Source organism: Streptomyces sp. NPDC093089, from assembly GCF_044754405.1.
In the GTDB taxonomy this organism is placed as follows: domain Bacteria; phylum Actinomycetota; class Actinomycetes; order Streptomycetales; family Streptomycetaceae; genus Streptomyces.
Genome location: NZ_JBIVPA010000003.1, coordinates 345,489 through 366,528, shown reverse-complemented (window position 1 = coordinate 366,528; position 21,040 = coordinate 345,489). Strand labels below are relative to the sequence as shown.

At 73.6% G+C, this 21,040-nt stretch carries 18 protein-coding genes and 1 riboswitch; of the genes, 6 read left to right on the top strand and 12 right to left on the bottom strand.

The window, feature by feature from the left end:
• Positions 1-11: 11 nt before the first annotated feature.
• Positions 12-1,076, bottom strand: a complete 1,065-nt coding sequence (locus tag ACIQFX_RS08585; RefSeq protein WP_402460163.1) for an AI-2E family transporter — start codon at positions 1,074-1,076, stop codon at positions 12-14.
• A gap of 118 nt (positions 1,077-1,194) precedes the next feature.
• Complete coding sequence (locus ACIQFX_RS08580; protein WP_402460161.1) at positions 1,195-2,064, bottom strand: acetylxylan esterase; 870 nt, start codon at positions 2,062-2,064, stop codon at positions 1,195-1,197.
• 267 nt (positions 2,065-2,331) lie between these two features.
• Here ACIQFX_RS08580 and ACIQFX_RS08575 point away from each other — a divergent pair, with 267 nt between their 5' ends.
• Positions 2,332-3,606, top strand: a complete 1,275-nt coding sequence (locus tag ACIQFX_RS08575; RefSeq protein WP_402460159.1) for a serine hydrolase domain-containing protein — start codon at positions 2,332-2,334, stop codon at positions 3,604-3,606.
• 190 nt (positions 3,607-3,796) lie between these two features.
• Here ACIQFX_RS08575 and ACIQFX_RS08570 read toward each other — a convergent pair whose 3' ends face one another.
• The 3 genes from ACIQFX_RS08570 to ACIQFX_RS08560 all read right to left on the bottom strand — a co-directional run bounded on the left by ACIQFX_RS08570 (position 3,797) and on the right by ACIQFX_RS08560 (position 6,223).
• A complete protein-coding gene (locus ACIQFX_RS08570; protein ID WP_402460157.1) occupies positions 3,797-4,330 on the bottom strand; it encodes a GNAT family N-acetyltransferase in 534 nt (177 codons plus the stop codon).
• An 88-nt stretch (positions 4,331-4,418) separates the two neighbouring features.
• Positions 4,419-5,402 (bottom strand): serine/threonine dehydratase, encoded by a 984-nt coding sequence (locus ACIQFX_RS08565; protein WP_402460156.1) that lies wholly within the window; start codon positions 5,400-5,402, stop codon positions 4,419-4,421.
• Between the two features lie 68 nt (positions 5,403-5,470).
• Complete coding sequence (locus ACIQFX_RS08560) at positions 5,471-6,223, bottom strand: alpha/beta fold hydrolase (RefSeq protein WP_402460154.1); 753 nt, start codon at positions 6,221-6,223, stop codon at positions 5,471-5,473.
• Positions 6,224-6,405: 182 nt separating this feature from the next.
• On the opposite strand from ACIQFX_RS08560, the gene ACIQFX_RS08555 reads away from it, so the two are divergent.
• On the top strand, positions 6,406-6,849 hold the full coding sequence (locus ACIQFX_RS08555) for a nitroreductase family deazaflavin-dependent oxidoreductase (protein ID WP_402460152.1): 444 nt from the start codon (positions 6,406-6,408) through the stop codon (positions 6,847-6,849).
• Here the strand turns inward: ACIQFX_RS08555 and ACIQFX_RS08550 are convergent.
• The gene (locus tag ACIQFX_RS08550) at positions 6,786-7,718 is read right to left on the bottom strand and encodes a DMT family transporter (protein ID WP_402460151.1); all 933 of its coding nucleotides are present in this window, start codon (positions 7,716-7,718) and stop codon (positions 6,786-6,788) included. The two genes, ACIQFX_RS08555 and ACIQFX_RS08550, sit on opposite strands and share 64 nt — an antisense overlap.
• Positions 7,719-7,789: 71 nt before the next feature.
• On the opposite strand from ACIQFX_RS08550, the gene ACIQFX_RS08545 reads away from it, so the two are divergent.
• The gene (locus ACIQFX_RS08545; RefSeq protein ID WP_402460149.1) at positions 7,790-8,710 is read left to right on the top strand and encodes a LysR family transcriptional regulator; all 921 of its coding nucleotides are present in this window, start codon (positions 7,790-7,792) and stop codon (positions 8,708-8,710) included.
• On the opposite strand, the gene ACIQFX_RS08540 is transcribed toward ACIQFX_RS08545, so the two are convergent.
• Together ACIQFX_RS08540 and ACIQFX_RS08535 are read right to left on the bottom strand one after the other, a co-directional pair.
• On the bottom strand, positions 8,688-9,524 hold the full coding sequence (locus ACIQFX_RS08540) for a ketose-bisphosphate aldolase (RefSeq protein ID WP_402460147.1): 837 nt from the start codon (positions 9,522-9,524) through the stop codon (positions 8,688-8,690). The two genes, ACIQFX_RS08545 and ACIQFX_RS08540, sit on opposite strands and share 23 nt — an antisense overlap.
• Before the next feature lie 39 nt (positions 9,525-9,563).
• Positions 9,564-10,487, bottom strand: a complete 924-nt coding sequence (locus ACIQFX_RS08535) for an SIS domain-containing protein (RefSeq protein ID WP_402460145.1) — start codon at positions 10,485-10,487, stop codon at positions 9,564-9,566.
• 368 nt (positions 10,488-10,855) lie between these two features.
• On the opposite strand from ACIQFX_RS08535, the gene ACIQFX_RS08530 reads away from it, so the two are divergent.
• Positions 10,856-12,880, top strand: coding sequence for a phosphocholine-specific phospholipase C (locus ACIQFX_RS08530; protein WP_402460143.1), 2,025 nt, complete (start codon positions 10,856-10,858; stop codon positions 12,878-12,880).
• 109 nt (positions 12,881-12,989) lie between these two features.
• On the opposite strand, the gene ACIQFX_RS08525 is transcribed toward ACIQFX_RS08530, so the two are convergent.
• Positions 12,990-13,655 (bottom strand): hypothetical protein, encoded by a 666-nt coding sequence (locus ACIQFX_RS08525; RefSeq protein WP_402460141.1) that lies wholly within the window; start codon positions 13,653-13,655, stop codon positions 12,990-12,992.
• 340 nt (positions 13,656-13,995) lie between these two features.
• A riboswitch (cyclic di-AMP (ydaO/yuaA leader) is annotated at positions 13,996-14,181 on the top strand.
• Between the two features lie 4 nt (positions 14,182-14,185).
• Between ACIQFX_RS08525 and ACIQFX_RS08520 the strand changes: the two genes are divergently transcribed.
• Positions 14,186-15,064 (top strand): transglycosylase SLT domain-containing protein, encoded by an 879-nt coding sequence (locus ACIQFX_RS08520; RefSeq protein WP_402460139.1) that lies wholly within the window; start codon positions 14,186-14,188, stop codon positions 15,062-15,064.
• Here ACIQFX_RS08520 and ACIQFX_RS08515 read toward each other — a convergent pair.
• The 3 genes from ACIQFX_RS08515 to ACIQFX_RS08505 all read right to left on the bottom strand — a co-directional run bounded on the left by ACIQFX_RS08515 (position 15,058) and on the right by ACIQFX_RS08505 (position 18,073).
• Positions 15,058-16,344, bottom strand: a complete 1,287-nt coding sequence (locus ACIQFX_RS08515) for a phosphoribosyltransferase family protein (RefSeq protein ID WP_402460136.1) — start codon at positions 16,342-16,344, stop codon at positions 15,058-15,060. The genes ACIQFX_RS08520 and ACIQFX_RS08515 overlap by 7 nt on opposite strands.
• 227 nt (positions 16,345-16,571) lie before the next feature.
• Positions 16,572-17,168, bottom strand: coding sequence for a hypothetical protein (locus ACIQFX_RS08510; protein WP_402460134.1), 597 nt, complete (start codon positions 17,166-17,168; stop codon positions 16,572-16,574).
• 140 nt (positions 17,169-17,308) lie between these two features.
• Positions 17,309-18,073, bottom strand: a complete 765-nt coding sequence (locus ACIQFX_RS08505; protein WP_402460132.1) for an alpha/beta fold hydrolase — start codon at positions 18,071-18,073, stop codon at positions 17,309-17,311.
• 158 nt (positions 18,074-18,231) lie between these two features.
• Here ACIQFX_RS08505 and ACIQFX_RS08500 point away from each other — a divergent pair, with 158 nt between their 5' ends.
• On the top strand, positions 18,232-20,766 hold the full coding sequence (locus tag ACIQFX_RS08500) for a SpoIIE family protein phosphatase (RefSeq protein WP_402460130.1): 2,535 nt from the start codon (positions 18,232-18,234) through the stop codon (positions 20,764-20,766).
• Positions 20,767-21,040: the final 274 nt, after the last annotated feature.

Genomic DNA, 21,040 nt, shown 5'->3' with positions numbered 1-21,040 from the left:
CGTCCCGTCGCTCACGCGTTCGCCGACGCCCGGGCCTCGCGCAGGGCCGTGTGGACGGACCAGACGACCGAGACGAGCGGGACGGCCACCACGGCGCCGACGATGCCGGCGGCGATCGATCCGGCGACAACCGAAATGGCCACGACGAGGGGGTGCAGCCGTACGGCCCAGCTCATGACGAGGGGGTGGAGCAGGTGGCCCTCGATCTGGCCGATGACCACGATCAGCGCGACCACGAGGGCCGCCACCAGGGGTCCTTGCGAGGCGAGGGCGACGACGGCGGCCACGGCGAGGGCGATGGGGGAGCCGATCAGCGGGACGAAGGCGGCGAGGAACTCCAGCAGGGCCAGCGGCACCGCGAGCGGAACCCCGAGGAGCCACAGCGCGAGGCCGACGAGGACCGCGTTCACGGCGGCCACCAGCACGATCCCGTGCGTGTACCCGGTGAAGGTGCGCCAGGCCGCGCTGCCTCCGATGCCCACCCGGCCGCGCACGGAGCGCGGCAACTGCTCCTGGAACCACCGCCACTGGCGGTCTCCCGAGTGGACGAAGAACACGGCGCAGAAGAGGGCGAGGGCGAGGGTCGTGAGGACGGCGACCACATGGCCGGCGCCGCTCAGCGCCGTGCTGACGAGGGTCGACCGGTGGCTGGAGAGGAAGTCGCCGATCCTGGCCTGGAGGTCGGTGAGCGCTCCGGGGTCCAGCCGGAACGGCGGCCGTTCCAGCCAGTCCTCGATCCGGCCGACCCCCACCCGGAACTCGCGGAGCAGCGTCGTCCGCTCGCCCGCCACCGCCTCACCGACGAGCGTGAGCACCCCGAGGACGAGGGCGATGCTGCCGATCAGGGTGAGGGCGACGGCGAGGGGCCGGGGCAGGCCGCGGGCGACGACGTCGGCGACGGGGCGCAGCAGCGCGGTGATCACCAGGCCGAGGAAGACGGCGACGCCGATCTCGTGGAAGCGGCCGAGCACGGCGAACAGGCTGTAGACGAGCAGGCCGACGACGAGGACGCGCCACGCGTAGGCGGCGGCCGTGCGGAGGAAGGGGGTCACCGTCGGTGGTGTGCCTGGCTGCATGGCGTACGACGTACCACTCGTGGCCCGCGGGGCCACGTCCCGACGCCGACATTCGCCCGACCGGGGTCCGCCCCGCACCCGGCGACCGGTGCGGGGCGGACGGACGGCGGGTCGGCCGTCAGGCTGTGGTGCCGGGGATCTGCCGGGCCTCGGTGTTGCGGTCCCATCCGGAGAACAGGGCGCTGTCGGTGCAGTAGGCGCAGCCGGGGCCGAAGAACATCCCGCGGGCGTTCTCGTCGCCCAGGAGCCAGTAGCGCAGCCAGGCGGTGGTCGGGGCGCGGAAGTTCCCGCCGTCCCCGATGGAGGAGAGGTGGCCGGCTCCGCGGATCTCGCCGTACACGGAGGGCACGTGGTCGGAGTCCCCGTGGAAGGCCTTGACCAGGGCGGGCCACACGGTGAGGTCGTTCTGCCCGGCGAGGTAGAAGACGGGTTCGTCCATCAGGTCGGGGTCGGCCAGCGGTCCGGGCTGGATGGGGACGGCGGTGTCGACGCGCGGGTCGATCGCGGCGTTGACCGCCGCCGCGCCGCCCTGCGAGTGGCCGGCGGAGGCGATGTGCTCCAGGTCGACCTTCCGGTGGAACCGGCTTCCCCCGTCCGCGTTCCGCTGCTCCAGGACGTCGATGCCCGCGCGCATGCTGAGGGCGAAGTTGGAGGTGGGGGTGTTCGCGGCGGCGACGATGAAGCCCTGGCTCGCCCAGTGCCTCAGGAGCGAGCCGTAGATGCCGGGGACCGCGCCGGTGCCGTTGCCCCAGATGACGACCGGGTGCAGTTCACCGCGCTGCCCCATGTTCCGCGGGTAGTAGAAGGTGTGCACCGCCTCGATGTCGACGTCGACCTCGTAGGGGCCGGGTGCGCCCCAGGCGGTGCCGACCGACGGGATCGTGCCGGTCGTCTCCTGCGCCGCTCCGGCGGTGCCGGGCGCCGCATACACGGCGGTGACGACGGCGAGCAGCAGGCCGCCGAGTGCGCGGCCCCATTTCCCTGACATAGGAACTCCTTTACGGATCCGGCACGTTGCGCGTCCTCGCAAGCGTGGCCAGCGCCATGATCGGGCGCGCGGGCGGCCGTGTCTGTCCGCAGGGGCCCAGACCTGCCGGGGCCGGGTTGGGCGTCTGCCCAAGCGGGGGCGCGGGGGGGGCCGACGTTCGGAACGACGGGGTCCGGAACTCGTGCGCCCGCGTCAGGAACCGATCCCGCTCGTTGGCACTCATGATCCATGCCGAACGACCGCACCGAACGAATCCGAGGAATCTCCGTGCCCCTGTCGTCACACCGACGTCTGGCCGTCAGCACCACCCTGGTCGCCGCCCTCGCCGCGGGCCTCACCCCGGCCGCCGGCGCCTTCGCCGCCGCCCCCGCGCCCGCCTCCCCCGCCGCGCCCGTCCGCACCGCGGACGCAGCCGTTCCCGCCCCCGACATGGAGGGCGTGCTCGCCGCGCTGAACGCGGCGATGGCCAAGGGCGCGCCGGGCGCGATGGCCCGGTACACCGGTCCCGGCGGAGTGCAGATCCGCACCGCGGGCGTCCAGGACCGCGTCTCGGGCGCTCCCATGGACATCCACTCGCGCTTCCGGATCGGCAGCGTCAGCAAGACGTTCTCCACCGTCGTCCTGCTGCAGCTGGTCGACGAGGGGAAGCTGGAACTCGACGCGTCCGTGAACGCGTACCTGCCGGGCCTGCTGCCCGACGACCGGATCACGGTCCGCCACCTGCTCACCCACCGCAGCGGCCTCTCCGACTACACCGACGCGATGTTCAACGACACCGTGCCCGGCTTCGAGGCCGTACGGAACCGGGTGTTCAGCTTCCAGGAGCTCGTCGACCTGTCGCTGAGCGCGCCCCGGACGAACGAGCCCGGCGCGGCGTACCGGTACTCGAACGCCAACTTCGTCGTGGTCGGCATGCTCATCGAGAAGCTCACCGGGCAGCCGGTGTCCGACGCGTACGAGCGCCGCATCTTCAAGCCGCTGAAGCTGCGGAAGACCTCGTACGTCCACCCGGACGTGCGCATCAAGGGCCTGCACGTGCGCGGCTACCTGCACCCCGACGCGGCCGGCGACCCGCTGGTGGACTCCACGGAGCAGACCGTGTCCTGGGCACAGTCCGCCGGAGCCGTCATCTCCAGCCCCGCCGACCTGAACACCTTCACGAGCGCCCTGATGCGCGGCCGGCTGCTCTCCCCGGCCATGATGGAGGCCATGACCACGGTCACCCCGACGGACACCACCAACACCCGGTTCTACGGCCTCGGCCTGCGCCGCTACGACCTGTCGTGCGGCACCCAGGTGTTCGGCCACACCGGCACCGTGCAGGGCTTCTACACGTACACCTTCGCGACCCGGGACGGCCGGCGCGCCCTGTCGGCCATGGCCAACGCCTCGAACCGCGGGGTCGTCAACACGGCGCTCGGCGGAACGCTGGAGGCCGCGTTCTGCGGCAAGAAGCCCGCCGCGGCCGCTCGCTCCGCCGCCCCGGTCCACCCGGACCTGACGTCGCGTCCGGCGGAGCGTGACCTGCCCGAGCGCCACTAGGTCCTCTCTTCCGGATCTTGCCGGTCAGGCCCGCGTCGTCCGGTGCCGGACATCGCAAGGCGGAGGGGCGCCCGTGCACTGGACGTACTCGGGTGTCCCGACAACGCGGCGAGGTGCGGTGCCGGGCGGCGCGGGCCAGGCAGGATCCGGAAGAGACGGCCTGGCCCGACGGCCGCGGCCTCCCGGGTGCTCAGGCCTGGTACTCGGTGAGGTCGATGGCGTGGATCCGCAGGGGTACGTCGAAGGCAGGGTGGTTCGTCTCGCGCTCCGCGGTCATGCCGAGCTTTCCGATGACGTTCTCGGACGCCTGGTCGCTGATGTGCGTGACGGCGACGACCCGGTCGAGCCCGCGGTCCTGGAGGGCGAACTCCAGGACCGCGTGGGCGGCCTCGGAGGCGTACCCCTGCCCCCAGAACTGGCGGCCGAGCCGCCAGCTGATCTCCACCTCCGCCGCCAGCTCCGGCAGCGCGTCCGGGACGGAGAGGCCGGCGAGCCCGATCAGCTCCCCGGATCCGAGGAGCTCGACGGCGAAGATCCCGAACCCCTCGTCGTCCCACTCCTCCTCGTACCGCTCGATGTCCTCGGCGGTCCCGTCCAGGTCGCGCACCGAGCCGTCGCCGATCCACCGCATCACCTCGCGGTCCGCGTTGATCTCGGCCAGGGGGACAAGGTCGTCGTCGCTCCAGCGCCGGAGGAGGAGACGAGGTGTACGAATTTCGGTCATGTCCCCATCCTGACGCACACCGCGGCGCGCCCGTGCCAGGGGCCCGTCCGGCCGGGGCGCGGAGCCGCCGCCCGGACGGAGGGCCGCGTCACGCGCCCGCGGGCGACCCGGTGAGGTCGGTCGGGTCGGTGTTGGCCCCGCAGAGGACGACGCAGACCTTCTCGCCGGGCTCCGGCCGGTAGGCGCCGGCCGCCGGACGGGTCCGATCGCCGGTGCCGAGCGCGGCCAGGGCGGTGGCGGCGGCGTGCTCGACGGCGAGGCGGCGGTCGTCCCACAGGGCGCGGCGGGTACGGGTGATCTCCGCGTCGGGGACGAGGACGGACCGGACGCCGTCCTCCTGGGCGGCGTGCAGGGCGGTGGCCGAGACCCGCCGCGCGCCGAGGGAGTCGGCGGCCACGGAGTCGACCGTGACGTCGACGGGATGCCCGGCCCGGAGGGCGGCGTCGAGGGCGCGGCAGTTCTCGGGTTCGACGGCGACGGTGCGGATGCCGTGGTGGCGGGCGGCGGTGGCGACGCCGGCGAAGAGGCCGCCTCCGCCGACCGAGACGACGACGGTGTCGAGGTCCGGCACGGCCCGGAGGATCTCGTCGAGGAGGGTGCCGGCCCCCGCGGCGATGAGCGGGTGGTCGTAGGCGTGGGAGGCCAGCGCACCGGTGTCGGCGGCGAACGCCTCGCAGGCGGCGAGCGCTTCGGCGTACTCGGTGCCGACGAGGCGCACGTCGGCACCGTAGGAGAGCAGCTTGTCGGCCTTCACCTTCGGGGCGGTGGTGGGCAGGAAGACGGTGGCGGGGACGCCCTGGCGGCGGGCGGCCCAGGCACAGGCGAGGCCGGCGTTGCCACCGGAGGCGATCGTGACGCCGACGTCGGGGAGGGTGCCCCGCTCGCGGTGGGCGAGGAGGAAGTTCTGCGCGCCACGGGCCTTGAAGGAGCCGGTGTGCTGCATGAGCTCCAGTGCGAGGTGGAGCGCGTAGGGCTCGTCGCCCGTGTCCGGGGTGGCGACCGTGACGGGGCGGACGTGGCCGCCGATCCGGTCGGCCGCCGTCGTGATGTCGTCGTACGTGAGGGGGTGCATCCGGGCGCTCCTGAAGGGGTGGGGCGGGACGGTCGTGGGCAGGACGCCGTGAGGGGCCGTCGGGTGCCTCAGAGGAAGTCGGCCAGCGCCGCGACGAACCCGTCGGGATTGTCGAGCATCAGGTTGTGTCCCGCTCCGGGGATCTCGACGACCGGGACGCCGCGGGCCGCCATGCTCGCCGCGTCGGCGTCCGGCAGGCTCGCCTCACCGACCACGTACAGCCGGGGGACGGCCAGTCCGGGAAGCAGGTCGCCGGGGGCGGGCACGCTTCCCTCGACGAGGGCGACCGCACTGCGGTGGACGGCCAGCGGGTCGGCGAGCCGCAGCCGGGCCGCGTAGTCGGCGCGGCCGACCGCGGCGACCATGCGGGCGAACCCCGTCGTCACGAACGTGTCCTCGTCCTGGGCCGCCACCGGCGAACTGAACGCGCCACCGCCCGCGTAGAGGTTCGGCTCCGCCACCACGAGCCGGGCCACCAGGTCCGGGCGGGACGCCGCGAGCAGGATCGCCACGGCCCCGCCCATCGAGTGCCCGACGAGGTCCACGCCGGTCACCCCCAGATGGTCGAGCACGGCCGCCACCGCCGCCGCCTGCGACTCCATGCGGTAGTCGAAGTCCGCGGGCCGGTCGCTGAGCCCGTGCCCGAGGAGGTCCACGAGCATCGCCCGCCCGCCGCCGAGCCCAGGGGCGGCGGCGATGTGCGCGAAGTCCGACGCCGCCGTGCACCCCAGGCCGTGGACGAACACCCGGAGGGGTCCTTTCCCGGGCAGCGCGATCCACCGGATGTACGCCTTCTCCTTCGCCAGGAACAACTCCCGCATGCCGCCCACTCCCTTGTGCCGCCCCGCACGCTTGCCTTCTGTCAGGAGCCACCCTACGAGCAGGTACTGACAAGGGGTCGCCGGCCGCCCCGGGCCGGAAATCCCCCGGGGCCCGCGGAACGTCGGCTAGCGTCCGGGGGACGCAGCGCCGGCGCCGCCGCGCGCACTCGGAAAGGACAGCCATGCCCCTCGAAGGCGAGTACGAGCCCAGCCCGACGGCGTGGGTGCGGAACCAGGTCGAGCTGTACGAGTCGTCCGGCGGGACGGAGGGCACGACCATGCGCGGCCTTCCGGTCGTCCTGGTGACGAACCTCGGCGCGAAGAGCGGCAAGCTCCGCAAGACGCCCCTGATGCGGGTGGAGCACGAGGGTTCCTACGCGCTCGTCGCGTCGAACGGCGGGGCGGTGAAGCACCCCGTCTGGTTCCACAACCTGGTCGCCTCGCCCGTCGTCGAGCTGCGCGACGGCCCCGACGTCTGGGACATGAAGGCCCGCCTGGTCACCGGGGAGGAGCGTCGGGTGTGGTGGGCGCGGGCCGTCGACGCGTTCCCCGACTACGCGGACTACCAGCGCAGGACCGAGCGCGAGATCCCCCTGTTCGTGGTCGAGCGCGTCGGCCTGGGCTGAGCCGCCCGCCCCGGACCGAGCCGGGTCAGGCCGACGCCCGCCAGGACGACCGCCATGCCCGTGACCACCCGGGCGGTCAGGGGCTCGTCGAGGACGAGTGCGCCCAGCGCCACGGACACCACCGGCAGCAGGTAGCCGACGGTGGCGGCGCTGGTCGGGCCCTCCTCGGCGATCATGCGGTAGTTGAGGTGGAAGGTGAGTCCGGTCGCGAAGACGCCGAGGACGGCGACGGCGAGGATCCCGGTCCAGGTCGCCGTCGGGGCGCCGCCGGTGGTGAGGGCGGGCGCGCTGAGGGCGGTGGCGGTGAGGAGCTGCGCGGCGGAGAGGGCCAGCGGGGCGGTGCCGCGGCCGGTGAGGTGGCGGGCCATGTAGGCGAAGGCCACCGCGTACGAGGCGGAGGCGCCGAGCAGGGCGAGGGCGCCGAGGCTCATCAGTCCCGAGCCCGCGCTCCAGGGCGCGAAGATGAGCAGGACGCCGGCGAAGCCGAGGACGAGGCCGGTCAGGCGGGTGGCGGGCAGCGGGCGTTCCGTGCCGAGGCCGAGGCCGATGAGGAGGGACCAGAGCGGGGTGGTGGCGTTCAGTACGCCCGCCACTCCGCTGTCCACGGTCTGTTCCCCGACCGAGAAGAGCAGGAACGGCAGGGCGTTGCAGAAGAGGGCGGCGACGGCCAGGCGCGCCCAGGTGCCCCGGTCGCGGGGCAGTCGCTGCCCGGCTCCGTACGCGAGCGCGAGGAGGACCCCCGCGCCGAGCAGGCACCGTACGAGGGTGATCCACCCGGGGGTGAGGCCCTCGTTGAGGGAGATCTTGATCCAGAGGAAGCCCGAGCCCCAGAGCAGGGCCAGCACGCCCATGCGCGTCGCGGATGTCATGTCCCCACGGTCCCTGGCCTCATTCGACAGGACAAGCGAAGGATCGTACAGCCGGCGTTAAGCTCTGCTACATGCTGGATGTGAGACGCATGCAGGTGCTCCGGGCCGTCGTCACCAGTGGCTCTGTCACCGCCGCCGCCGCGAACCTCGGTTACACGCCGTCCGCCGTGAGCCAGCAGATCGCCGCCCTGGAGAAGGAGGCGGGCATCGAGCTGCTCGAACGCTTCGGCCGGGGTGTGCGCCCGACCGCGGCCGGACGGCTGCTCACCGAGCACGCCGCCGTCATCGGCCGCCAGGTCGCGGAGGCCGAGACCGCCCTCGCCGATCTGCGGGCGGGCCGCACCGGCCGGATCGCGGTCCGCTACTTCGCCACCGCGGGCGCCGATCTCGTCGCGCCCGCCCTGGCCCGCTTCCGGGCCGAACACCCGGGCGTCCGGGTCGATCTGAGGATCGCCGACGGCACGCCCGACGAGGAGGCGGACGTCACCCTGGTCGTACGGCCCCGGGACGGCGGTGGCGACACCTCCCGTGCCGGCCTCCGGCTGGTCCACCTGGTCGACGACCCGTACCGCGCCGTCCTGCCCAGGGGGCATCCGCTCGCCGACCGCCGCACCGCGCTGGACCTGGGCGCGCTCGCCGGCGAACCGTGGGTGGGCAGCGAACGGCCCGGCCCCTGCCTCGACGCCGTCCTGGAGGCGTGCGCCGCCGCCGGGTTCGCCCCGGACGTCGCCGTGGAGTGCGAGGAGTACGCGGCGGCCCAGGGGTTCGTCGCCGCCGGCCTCGGCATCGCCCTGATCCCGCTCCTCGGCCTGGGCGGCCACCACCCGCACGTGGTGGTCCGCAGGCTCCGCGGCCCGGAGCCGGTCCGCTCGATCCACGCCGCCGTACGGGAGTCCTCGATGGCCCTGCCCGCGGTGCGCGGCCTCCTGACGGCGCTTCGGGAGGAGCGGCCTCCCGGGTCCCGCTCCGTCAGGACGGGGAGAGGACCGTGAGGAGGTGGGCCACCTCGTGCGCCACGGCGGCGCGGGCCGGATCGAGGTAGCGGCGGGGGTCGACGGCGGTCGGATGGTCGGCGAGATGGGTGCGGACGGCCTGGGTGAAGGCCTTGTTGAGGTGGGTGGAGACGTTCACCTTGGTCATGCCGGCGGCGATCGCGGCGGCCAGGTCCTGGTCCGGGACCCCTGAGGACCCGTGCAGGACGAGCGGGGTGTCGACGGCGGCCCGCAGGCGGGCGATCAGGGCGAAGTCGAGGACCGCGTCCCTGGTCAGCATCTGGTGGGAGCTGCCGACCGCGACGGCGAGGGCGTCGACGCCGGTGGCCGCGACGAAGGCCCGGGCCTCCTCGGGGTCCGTCCGGACGCCCGGGGTGTGGGCGCCGCCCTTCCCGCCGACCTCGCCGAGTTCGGCCTCGACCCAGACGCCGTGCCCGTGGCAGTGCTCCACGACCTCGCGGGTCGCCGCGACGTTCTCCGCGTACGGGAGCTTGGAGGCGTCGAACATGACGGAGCCCAGGCCGAGGGCGACGGCCTCGCGGACGAGGTCGGGGTTCTCGGCGTGGTCCAGGTGGACGGCGACGGGGGTCTTGGCGGCGCGGGCGATCGCCAGCGAGGCGACCGCGACCGGCTCCAGGGCTCCGTGGTAGCGGACGGTGTTCTCGCTGATCTGGAGGACCACGGGCCGGTCCGCGGTCGCGGCGCCGGCCACGATGGCCTGGGCGTGTTCGAGCTGGAGGACGTTGAAGGCCCCCACTCCCGTGCCCGCGGCGCGGGCGCGGCGGACGATCTCGTCGATGGGCGTCAGCGGCACGGTGCGGCTCCCGGGGTGCGAAGGGGTGCGGGGCGGCGGTCAGGCATGGACGTCGGCGAGGACCACGGAGCGGGTCAGGTTGCGGGGCGTGTCCGGGTTGAGTCCCTGGGCCTCGGCGACGGCCACCGCGAGGCGCTGGGCGCGGATCAGGTCGGCGAGCGGGTCGAGGTCGCTCTCGGCGAGGGTGCCGCCGACCTTGCGCACGTCGTCCGCGAGTCCGGCGGGCAGCTCGCCGAAGCCCCAGGCCACCCGGCCGGGGCCGGTGATGCTGATGGGGCCGTGGCGGTACTCCATGGCCGGGTACGCCTCCGTCCACGCGCCGGCCGCCTCGCGCATCTTCAGTCCGGCCTCCAGGGCGAGTCCGTAGGTCCAGCCGCTGCCGAGGAAGGTGAACTGCTCGGCGGTGAGGACCTCTTCGGCGAGGGGCGCCGCGAGGGCCTGCTCGGCGTCCCGCGCGGCCTCCTCGACGGTGGCGACGCCGTCGGGCAGCGCGTCCTCGGCCTCCAGGTGTGCGCGGAGGAGCGCGAGGACGGTGGTCGCGAAGCGGGTCTGGACGACGGACTCCTCGTCGGCGAAGTCGAGGACGGCGACCTCGTCGGCGAGGTCCATCACCGGGGTCGCGGGGTCGGCCGTGACCGCGCCCGTGGGCACGGTGCCGCGGAGGCGGGAGAGGACGGCGAGGACCTCGCTGGTGGTGCCGGAGCGGGTGATCGCCACGACCCGGTCGTAGCGGCGGCCGTAGGGGAACTCCGAGGCCGCGAACGCGTCGGTCTCGCCGTGGCCGCCGGACTCGCGCAGCTCCGCGTAGGCCAGGGCCATGAACCAGGAGGTGCCGCAGCCGATCACCGCGACCCGCTCCCCCCGTCGGGGCAGGGCGGCGGAGTGCTGCGGCAGGGTACGGGCCGCCTGGCGCCAGGTCGCCGGCTGGGAGGCGATCTCCATGGCGGTACGGGTGATGGTCATACGGCTCTCCTTGCAAGAAGTCTCATCGAGGATGAGTGAAGGTGCTCGAAGTCGAGGGTATTCAAACAGAAAGATGCACTGTCTTTCCAGATCCCGCACGTGTCGACGGAGAGGATCGGGCCGCTCACGAGCCGGAGGGGAGGGCGCACCGCCGAGCACGAACGAGGGGACGCACCCTTGAGGCGCCGGTGGCACAGATCAAGATCGCGAGACCATTGGTCCACAGACGGACCAATCAGACCCTTCGAATTACTAGCCTCCGGCTGTTAACCCACTAATTACGGCACAGCTGTATACCTTTAAGCTCGCCTCCCTCATCATGTCTCCGACGTGCCCGCCGGGGCACGCCGTGACACGAGAGGCGGGGCATGATTCCCATCAGCCGCAGGGGATTCGTCGGTATCGGCGCGGGGCTCGTGGCGGGCGCGGCACTGCCGCCGCTACCCGCGTCCGCCGCCGCGTCGACGGCCACCGGCACCCTCACCGACGTCAAGCACGTGGTGATCCTCATGCAGGAGAACCGCAGCTTCGACCACTACTTCGGCACCCTGCGCGGCGTCCGCGGCTTCGCCGACCGCGCCGCGGGCAACCTGCCCGGTGGCTGGGGCATGTTCAACCAGCCCAACTGGGGCGGCCGCCACTACCCCTGGAAGCTGAGCGACACCCCGCCCGCCGGCGGCGTCGACGGCGAGACCCTCGCACAGTGCAACGGCGACCTGCCGCACAGCTGGACCTCGCAGCACGCCGCGTGGAACAAGGGCCGGCTCGACAACTGGGTCACGGGCGTGGGCAACACCCGGACCCTCGGCCACCTCGACCGCGGGGACATCCCCTTCCACCACGCGCTCGCCGACCACTACACGATCTGCGACGCGTACTTCTGCTCGGCGCTCAGCGCCACCGGCCCCAACCGCACGTTCCTCTGGAGCGGCAGGATCGACGGCTCCAGCAAGGACGGCGGCGACGAGTCGGGCCTGACCTGGGAGACGTACGCCGAGGCGCTCCAGCGCGCCGGAGTGAGCTGGAAGGTCTACCAGAACGCCCAGGACAACTACGGCGACAACGGCCTCGCGTACTTCAAGAAGTTCACCGACGCCCGGCCCGGGGACCCGCTGTACGACCGGGGCATGGGGTCGGTCCCCAGGGTCACCGGCTCGACACCGGACGACATCGCCGCGGCGATCCGCGCCGACGTCGTCGCGGGCACGCTGCCGCAGGTGTCCTGGGTGGTCGCGAGCGAGGCGTTCTCGGAGCACCCGTACGCCCCGCCGGGGGACGGCGCACACTTCGTCGACCTGGTATACCGCGCCCTGGCCGCCGACGCCGAGGTCTTCGACTCGACGGTCCTCTTCCTCAACTACGACGAGAACGACGGCTTCTTCGACCACGTGCCGCCGCCGGTCGCCCCGCCGGGGACGCCGGGCGAGTACCTCGACGGCCTGCCGATCGGCCTGGGCTTCCGCGTCCCGATGATTGTCATGTCCCCGTGGACCCGGGGCGGCTGGGTGAGCTCCGAGGTCTTCGACCACACCTCCGTGCTGCGCTTCATGGAGACCTGGACGGCGGCCCTCGGCACACCGGCCACCTGCCCCAACATCAGCGAGTGGCGCAGGAAGGTGACGGGCGATCTGACCGGGGTCTTCGACTTCGCCCACCCGGTGTACGGCGTGCCGGCGGGCCTCCCCTCCACCGCCAAGGTCATCGGCCAGGCCACCTGTGGCCCGCTGCCGAACCCGGCGCCCCAGAACAACGCCCTGCCGGCGCAGGAGTCCGGCACCCGGCCGGCCCGCGCGGTGCCCTACCAGGCGAACGGCAACCTCGACCGGTTCGAGTTCGGGGCGGCCGGCAAGATCCTGGCCTGGTTCTCGATGACGAACCAGGGCGCGGAGGCCCGGCGCGCGGCGCACTTCTCGATCCACCCGCACCAGTACCGCGACACCGCCGCCTGGCAGTACACCGTCGACCCGGGCGGTACGGCGTCCGACTACTTCAACATCGGCCTCGGCTCGGGTTCGGGCAAGTACGACATCTCGATGATGGGCCCCAACCGCTTCCTGCGGCGCTTCATCGGCGACGCCTCCAAGGCGGGCAAGGCCGTGGAGGTGGCCGCCAGGTTCGCGACCGAGCCGGGCACGGGCAAGACGGCCCTGTGGTTCAGGATGACCAACGCGTCGGGCGGTCCGGTCACCTTCACGATCCGGTCGAACGCCTACCGCTCGGACGGGCCGTGGACGTACACGGTGCCGGCGAACTCCAGCCGCGAGGACTTCTTCAACGCGGTGGCCTACCACGGCGGCTGGTACGACTTCACGATCGTCGCCGACATCGACGGCACCTGGTCGCGCCGGTACACCGGCCACATCGAGACCGGAGCGCCCAGCGTCAGCGGCTGACCGCCGCCGTCCGCCGGGCGGCGCCCTCGGGGTGCCTCCCGGCGGACGTCCGTCACGGTCCGGGCCGTCGGGTACGGCCTCCGGGGCCGTCCGTCGCGACCCGGGGCCGTCAGCGGCCGGCCTGCGCGGCCCGGTGGATGGTGGCGTCCAGGAGGGCCACGGCGTCGTCCGCCGTACGGCCGGGGGCCCGGTTCCACGGTCCGATCAGATCGTTCCAGCCCCGCGACCGCAGCTCGGTCATGATCCAGGCCGCAGCCTCGTTCATGGTGTCCGCGCTGCCGTGGCCGAGTCGGTGCGCGGCGAGCAGGGCGCCGCAGACGCACCGGGCCCCGCGCGCGTCGCGCAGCTTGTACGGGACGTTCTGCCAGCCCCACTCCGTGAGCACGCGGCGGGCGTAGCCGAGGTGAACCGACGGGCGCAGGTCGCTGCGGCCGATGCGGCGCCAGATGTGCAGCCGGTCCGGCAGTACGGCTCCGATGCGGCCCGGCAGGCGGGGCTCGGCGGGCAGCGGCGGCGGCAGCGCGTCGAGGGCGTCGGCCACGAGCCGCTCCACCGGCACCGTGAGGAGGTTCCGCCAGCTCTCCGGCTCTCGCGGCGGAGCGTCGGGAGCGACCGGTTCGCCACCCGTCCGGCCGGAGGCCCGGTCGGGGGGCGGATCGGAGGTCGGGGCGGGGGTCCAGTCGGTGACGATCCGCTGCCAGACGGCGCTGTCGTAGAGCGTGGCGGCCTCGCGATCGACGGTGTCGGGGCTGGGGGTGGAGAGGGCGGGCGGCATCCGGCGGCTCCTCGGTCGGGATGGGTCCATCCTTCAGCACGAATGTCGGTTTTGCGACTTTTGCCCTTGACTGCACACCCACCGCGGGGGTCTTTTCCACCCACTCCCCCATTAACAGAATTACCGCGCATATTCGGACATTGGGAACCTGGTGACGCGACTCACTTTCCCGGTTTCGCCCTGATGATCGAAATGTCCGCAGGCCATGGGGCACACGGGAGTTCGACGGCCCGGACGGGCGGCCGATCTTGAATTACCTGAATTACGTGATCTTTTCGCCGCGCGACGGACTGCCATCCCCTTGTTATCCGCCGCATTACTGGCCTACGGTCACCTCCATTCGAGCGGATCGCCAAATCCTGCCACCGCTCGAAATACCTCCCTTTTCACCCGACGGCAGGAGCGGGGGACCCACGAATACGCCGATCCGGAAATCCGGAACGGCTCGGGGTGCAGCCGCGTGCGCGCGGCCGGACAGCTCCCGTCCGAACCCGACAGCTCACCCCGCAGGCGCCGGAGAGGAATCCGTCATGCCTGCTCACGGTAAGCACCGCCGCCCCCGTCGACGCCCCGTCTCCCAGGGACTCGCACTGGCCGGCACGGGCGGCGTCGCCCTTGCCCTCCCGCTGATCACCCCCGCCGTGGCCGGCGCCGCGCCCGTTTCCGGCGCACCGGAATTCACCACCGGCGCCGTCGCGGCCCCCGCCTTCGCGGCGCCGACCGCCGCCAAGGCTCCCGCCGCCCCGGCCGCCGCCCGCACCTACACCGTCGTCCGCGGCGACTCGCTTTCCCTGATCGCCCAGAAGAAGGGAATTCAGGGCGGCTGGAAGAACCTTTACCGGGCCAACCGAAGCGCCGTGGGTGACAATCCGTCACTTATTCATCCGGGTCTTGAACTGACGCTTCGTCGGGATTCCGCGAAGGTCACCCCCGCGCCGGCGAAGAAGAAGACCGGTACACCCGATCGGGCGAGCCGCTCCGAGCGCCGCTCCGCCCCGGCCTCCACCGGCGCCTCCGCCGCGCAGGCCGCCCCGGCGGCGGCCCCCGCCGCCGCTCCGGCCCAGGCCGCCCCGGCCGCCACCAACTACGCCGACAACCTCGACGGCTGGATCCGCGAGTCGCTGGCCATCATGGCCCAGCGCGGCATCCCGGGTTCGTACGACGGCATCCTCCGCAACGTCATGCGCGAGTCCTCCGGCAACCCCCGGGCCATCAACCTCTGGGACTCCAACGCCGCGGCCGGAACGCCCTCGAAGGGCCTGCTCCAGGTCATCGAGCCGACCTTCCTCGCCTACCACGTGCCCGGCACGTCGATGGACCTCTTCGACCCGGTCGCCAACATCACCGCCGCGTGCAACTACGCGGCCGACCGCTACGGCTCCATCGACAACGTCAACGGCGCCTACTGAGCCCGGAAGTGCCCGGCGAACCAGGAGGTGGCGAGCTCCGCCACCTCCTCCAGGGCGCCGGGCTCCTCGAAGAGGTGCGTGGCACCCTCGACCACGGCGATCCTGTTCTCGCAGCGCAGCAGTGAAGCGGCCCTCCGGTTCAGGTCAAGCACCAGCGCGTCCGCACCGCCCACCACCAGGAGCGTGGGGGCGCGCACCCCGGCCAGCCGGTCCCCCGCGAGGTCCGGCCTGCCACCGCGCGACACGACGGCGCTCACCGCGCACTCCGGATCGGCCGCCGCCCACAGCGCGGCGGCCGCTCCCGTGCTCGCGCCGAAGTAGCCCAACGGCAGGCCGGTCGCCACCGGCTGCTCCGCCAGCCACTTCGTGGCGAACGCGAGCCGTCCGGCCAGCAGCGGGGTGTCGAAGACGTGCGCCCGGTCGCCCGCCTCGGCCTCGGTCAGCAGGTCGAACAGCAGGGTCCCGAGGCCCTGCCGGTTGAGCACCTCCGCGACCGCCCGGTTCCGGGGACTGTGCCGGCTGCTCCCGCTGCCGTGGGCGAACAGCACGATGCCCGCGGCACCGTCGGGCACGGCGAGCCGCCCCGCAAGCGTGACGCCGCCGACCGCGATCCTCACGTCCGAGTCCCGCACCACCGGGCCCCGCGCCGCACGGCTCCGGTCCAGACACGCGATGACCTCGGCGTCGGCGGTCTGCTCGAAGTCGCGGTAGAACTGGCCGATCGCGTAGAAGACCTCCGGCGTGTGGACGCTGACCGTCTCGTCGGCCTCGCCGCCGAGCCGCGCCGTCCACCCGTGCGGCGCGACCGGGACGGCCAGCACGATCCGGGCGGCCCCCCGGGCACGGACCACCCGGCACGCCGCGAGCGCCGTGGCCCCCGTGGCGAGGCCGTCGTCGACGACGACCACGGTCCGGCCTTCGAGCGGCACGGACGCCCTGCTGCCCCGATAGCGGGCGGCACGCTCGTCGAGGACGGAGTGCTCCCGCTCCTCCACCGCCGCGAGCGCCCGCTCGCCCACCCCGGTGTCCCGGAGCACCCGCTCGTTGAGCACCCGCACCCCGCCCTCACCGAGCGCGCCCATCGCGAGCTCCGGCTGGTGGGGCACCCCCAGCTTCCGTACGAGACAGATGTCGAGCGGCGCGTCGAGGGCGTCCGCGACCTGCGCGGCGACCGGTACCCCGCCGCGCGGGAGTCCGAGGACCACGACGTCGTGGCCCTTGAGGTGGTCGAGCCGGGCGGCGAGCTGCCTGCCCGCGTCCGTGCGATCGCTGAAGAACATGGTCCGCCGCCCTTCCGCCTTGCCGCGGCCGGGGCCCGGGGAGGAACGGCGTGCCCGTCCCGTGCCCCTCCTTCCAGGGTAGACGCGTCCCCGATGGACGGTCGGCGGGCGCCCGGCGGGCGACGAGCGGCGAGCGACGAGCGGCGAGCGACGAGCGACGAGCGACGAGCGGCGAGCGACGAGCGACGAGCGACGAGCGACGAGCGGCGAGCGACGGTGTCAGGCGGTCAGCGCGACTGGAGGGCGTCGAGGGCGACCGCCTGGGCTATCGCGAGCCGCCGGTCGAGCTCCGGGTCCGCTATCTCCAGCACGTACCGGTCGCGCAGACCGAACCGCTTGTCGACGGACATGACGGAGCGTCCGGCCTCGGCGAAGTCGAAGTGGTAGGGGACGACGAAGGGGACCAGGTCCGTGAAGGGCAGGAACTCCCAGACCCGGCGCAGCAGGGCCACGCCCTGGTGCCGCTCCCGCCCGGTGGCCTCCCCCGCCGCCCCTTCCCTGCTCAGGTGCCAGGTGCTGCGCAGCAGGGAGGCCCCGAAGTCCTTGCGGAAGGCCCCGAGCCGGGTCCCGGAGGCGCCGTGCACGTCGTAGGTCGCGCCGACGTCGAGGACCTGGCGGGCCTTGAAGGTGAACAGGACCTGGCGCTGGGACTCGTCCGTGTAGAAGGTGACGTGCTCCTTGAAGGCCATTCTCTTCTGGTGGGCGAACGCGATCAGTTCCGCCTCCTCGCCGTCGGGCCCCACGGTGTGCACCAGGTAGCGGTTCGCCATGAGCGTCACCTTCTGGCGGACGAGGAAGCGGTGCTGTGACTGCGCGAGGCCCATCGGGTGTGCTCCTGCTGATCGTGGACGGTCTCCCGGAGACCGTCCCGTGGCGTCGTGACCACGATGATCGCGTGCGGCACGGCCCCGCCGCTGTCCTCGAAAGTCGTCGTTCCCCACGACCTTCGGATGAACTCCGTGCGTCAGGCGGCGAGGAAGGCCTCGATGGCCTCGGCGAGGGGCCCCGGGGTCTCCTCGGGGGCGTAGTGGCCGGCGTCCTTCAGGACTTCGAGGCGCGCGTTGGGGTACCAGCGCAGCCAGGTGGACTCCATCGCCTCGGTGCCCAGGGCGGGGTCGTGGGCGCCAACCACGAGCAGGACGGGCGTCGGGTTGTCGCGGACGCGCTCGTGGAAGTCGGTGCGGGACCAGGAGTCCAGGTAGGCGCGGAAGGCCGTGGCGGAGGACCGGCCGACGGAGCGGTCGACGAGCGCCGCGAGCCAGGCGTCGTCGTAGCGGCCGCCGGTGGTGTTGTCGATGATCGCCCGGCGGTTCGCCGGTTCCTCGGCGGCGCCGGCGAAGAGCTCCCAGGTCTCGCCGTCGAGGGGGAAGCCCGCCGCGGAGACGGGCGAGATGCCGACGATCGAGCGGATGCGGTCGGGGGCGTCGAGCAGCATCAGCTGGGCCGCCTTCCCGCCCATCGAGTGGCCGATGACGGAGAACGAGTCCCATCCGAGGTCGTCGGCGACCGCGAGCGCGTCGGCCGCGACCTCCTCCATGGTGTACGCGCCCGCGTGGTCGAGGGCCTCGCCGTAGCCGCGGCAGTCGACGAAGGCGTAGGTGCCGGCGGCGTCGTCCAGGTGCGCGCGGAGGGGGTCGAAGCTGGTGCGGTCGCCGAACCAGTTGTGCAGCACGAGGGCCCGGGCGGGACCTCCGCCCTGTACGTCGTACGGAAGAAGCCGGTCCGTCATCGTGCCCCCTGCTCGCGAGGTGGTGGCGCCGCGCGCCGGCGGCGGCGGTCGACGACCGAGTGTGACGGTACGGACGCGTGTGGTCAACATCGCCGTCCGGAACGCGGACCCTCGGGTCCGGGATGCGGGGGCTTTCTCGTCGGGGGCATCCTGACTGTGTGACCTCGCACGGCACGGCCGGCCCCGGCCCGGCGGGCGGCTCAGGGCCTCCGTCCGGGACGGCGGCCACCGACGAGCCCGCCTCCTCCGCGCTCACCTGGGCGCTCGCGGAGGAGGCGCTGCGCGCGGTCGAGGAGGTCGGGGGGTACGCGGGCGGGGTGTACCTGCGCTCCGGGACTCCGGGGCTGCTGCGGCTCGCGGTGCTCATAGGGCTGCCGGGGCCGTTGTTCCGACCGTGGTGGCGGATGCACGCGAACCGGCCGTTCCCGGTGGCCGAGGTCCATCGCTCGGGCCAGGCGGTCCACCTCGCCGACGTCGAGGAGGCCATGCGCCGGTTTCCGCAGCTGGTGGCCAGCCTGCCGTTCCCCTTCGCCTCGCTGTACGCCCCGGTGGTCGCCGGGCGCGACCGGTTCGGGGTGCTCGTGGTGCTGCGCCCGCCCAGTCCCGGCGTGCCGGTGGACGCCCGGGACCGCAACCGGATGACCCGCGGCGCGCTCCGCCTCGGCGAGGCGCTCTCCGACCTGGCCGCCGGGGGGACGGTGGTCGAGTGGCCGGGCGATCCGGTGTGCGTCCAGTTGTCCACCGGGTCCGGCCCGCCGGTCCGGTTCGGGTCCTTCGACTGGGACCTGGACACGGGCTCGGTCACGCTCGACGACGGGCTGCTCGGGATCCTCGGGGCGCAGGTCACCTCCCCCTGCTCGATCGAGGCGCTCACGTCCCTGCTCGAACCGGAGGACGGGTACGCGCTGTGGGCGGCGGCCCGGCAGGCCACGGGCGCGGACGGGCGGCCCGCGGTGCGCAGGCTCCGCCTCAAGGGGCCGGACGGCGGCCTGCACCTCCTGGAGGTGTCCACGCGTGCGCGGCGCGGTACGGCGGCGACCGGTCCCGACGGCAGCGGCGGCCACCTCACCGGGACCCTCGTCGACCTGGGGACGGGGCTCGTCGGCTCGGACGCGACGGATCGGCTGCCGCAGGCGATCCTGGCGATCGACCGGCTCGGCCGGATCACGTACGTCAACGAGCGCACGGAACGGCTCCTCGGCCGGGCGCGCGGCGCGCTGGCGGGGCGGCCCCTCTGGGAGGCGCTGCCCTGGTTCGGGCACCCCTTCCACGAGGAGCAGCTGCGCGCCGCCCTGCTCTCCGGCGAACCGGTGCGCTTCCTGGCCCGGCCGGAGCGCGGCCAGTGGCTGTCGGTGTCGCTCCATCCCGGGCGCGAGGGCGTCACGATGGTGCTGGTCCCGGAGGAGGATCCCGCGGGGCTCGGGGCCAGGGCCCGGGGCGGCCGGCGGGCGGACGACGGGCTCTCCGCACCCGATGACCGGGCGGCGGCGCTGTACCGGCCGGTGGCCCTGGCGATCGCGCTGACCGAGGCGGTGACGGCGCGCCAGGTGGCGGCGGTGGTGACGGAGGAGCTGCTGCCGGCGTTCGGCGGGCGGCAGCTGGCCATCTACCTGCTGAGCGACCGGCGCCTGTACCTGGCCTGGGAGACGGGGTTCCCGCCGGGGTTCCTCGAACCCTTCGACGGCGTGGCCCTGGACGCCCGGCTGCCCGGGGTGGAGACGCTGACGACGGGCCGGCCGCTGTTCTTCGAGTCGATGGAGCAGCTGGGCCGCGCGTATCCCGACCTGCCGATGGACGCGCACTCGGGAGCCCGGGCGTTCCTGCCCCTGATCGCCTCGGGGCGCCCGGTGGGCTCCTGCATCCTCGGCTTCGACCGGCCGCGCGGCTTCAGCCCCGAGGAGCGCACGGTGCTCACGGCGCTCGCGGGGCTCATCGCACAGGCCCTGGAGCGGGCGCAGCGGTACGACACGGAGTCGGCGGTCGCCCGCGGACTCCAGGACGCCCTGCTGCCGCACCGGCTGCCGGTGCGGGACGGCGTGGACACGGTGGGCCGCTATCTGCCGGGCACCCAGGGCATGGACGTCGGCGGCGACTGGTACGACGTGATCGAGACGGGGCACGGGCGGCTCGCCCTGGTCATCGGCGACGTCCAGGGCCACGGCGTGGCGGCGGCCGCCACGATGGGGCAGCTGCGCAGCGCGGTCCGGGCGTTCGCGCTGGGCGGGCACCGTCCGCAGGACGTCATGCGGGGCACCAACCGGTTGCTGATCGACCTGGACCCCGGGCAGTTCGCGAGCTGCTGCTACGTACTCCTCGACCCCGAGACGGGCGAGGCGCGGGCCGTACGGGCCGGCCACCCGCAGCCGCTCCTCCTACAGCCGGACGGGACGACGGAGCCGGTGGAGCTGGCGGGCGGGGTGGTCCTCGGCGTCGACGACCGCGCCTCGTACCCGGTGACGCGGCTGTGGCTCGCCCCCGGCGCGGTGCTGGCCCTGTTCACGGACGGTCTGGTGGAGCGTCCCGGCCGGGACATCGACGAGGGGATCGAGCGGTTGCGCCAGGCGCTCGCCGCGACCGGTTCGCTGGCGCTCCCCGAGGCGGCCGACCGGCTGATCCGGGAGGCCCGCCAGGCCACGGCCCGCCCCGACGACATCGCGCTGCTGCTCGCGGCGCGCTGGCCGGACGGCGGCTGAGACGTCGAGAGCCCGCGCGGCGGGTGCACGCACGCGCGCGCCCGCCTGTCCGCACGCCCGCACGCCCGCACGCCCGCACGCACGCCCGCACGCCCGCACGCCCGCACGCCCGCACGCCCGCAGCGGATCGAACGGCCGCGGGGCCCTCACCCGTTCACCCGTTCACCCGATCGGGCCCGTGGCGCTGGTCGGTCGCCGTCGGCGCGGGGAGGCTGGAGGGGTGCCGTGCCGAGACGGCCGGACACGCCGGACACGTCTGGGCGGCAAGCCCGAG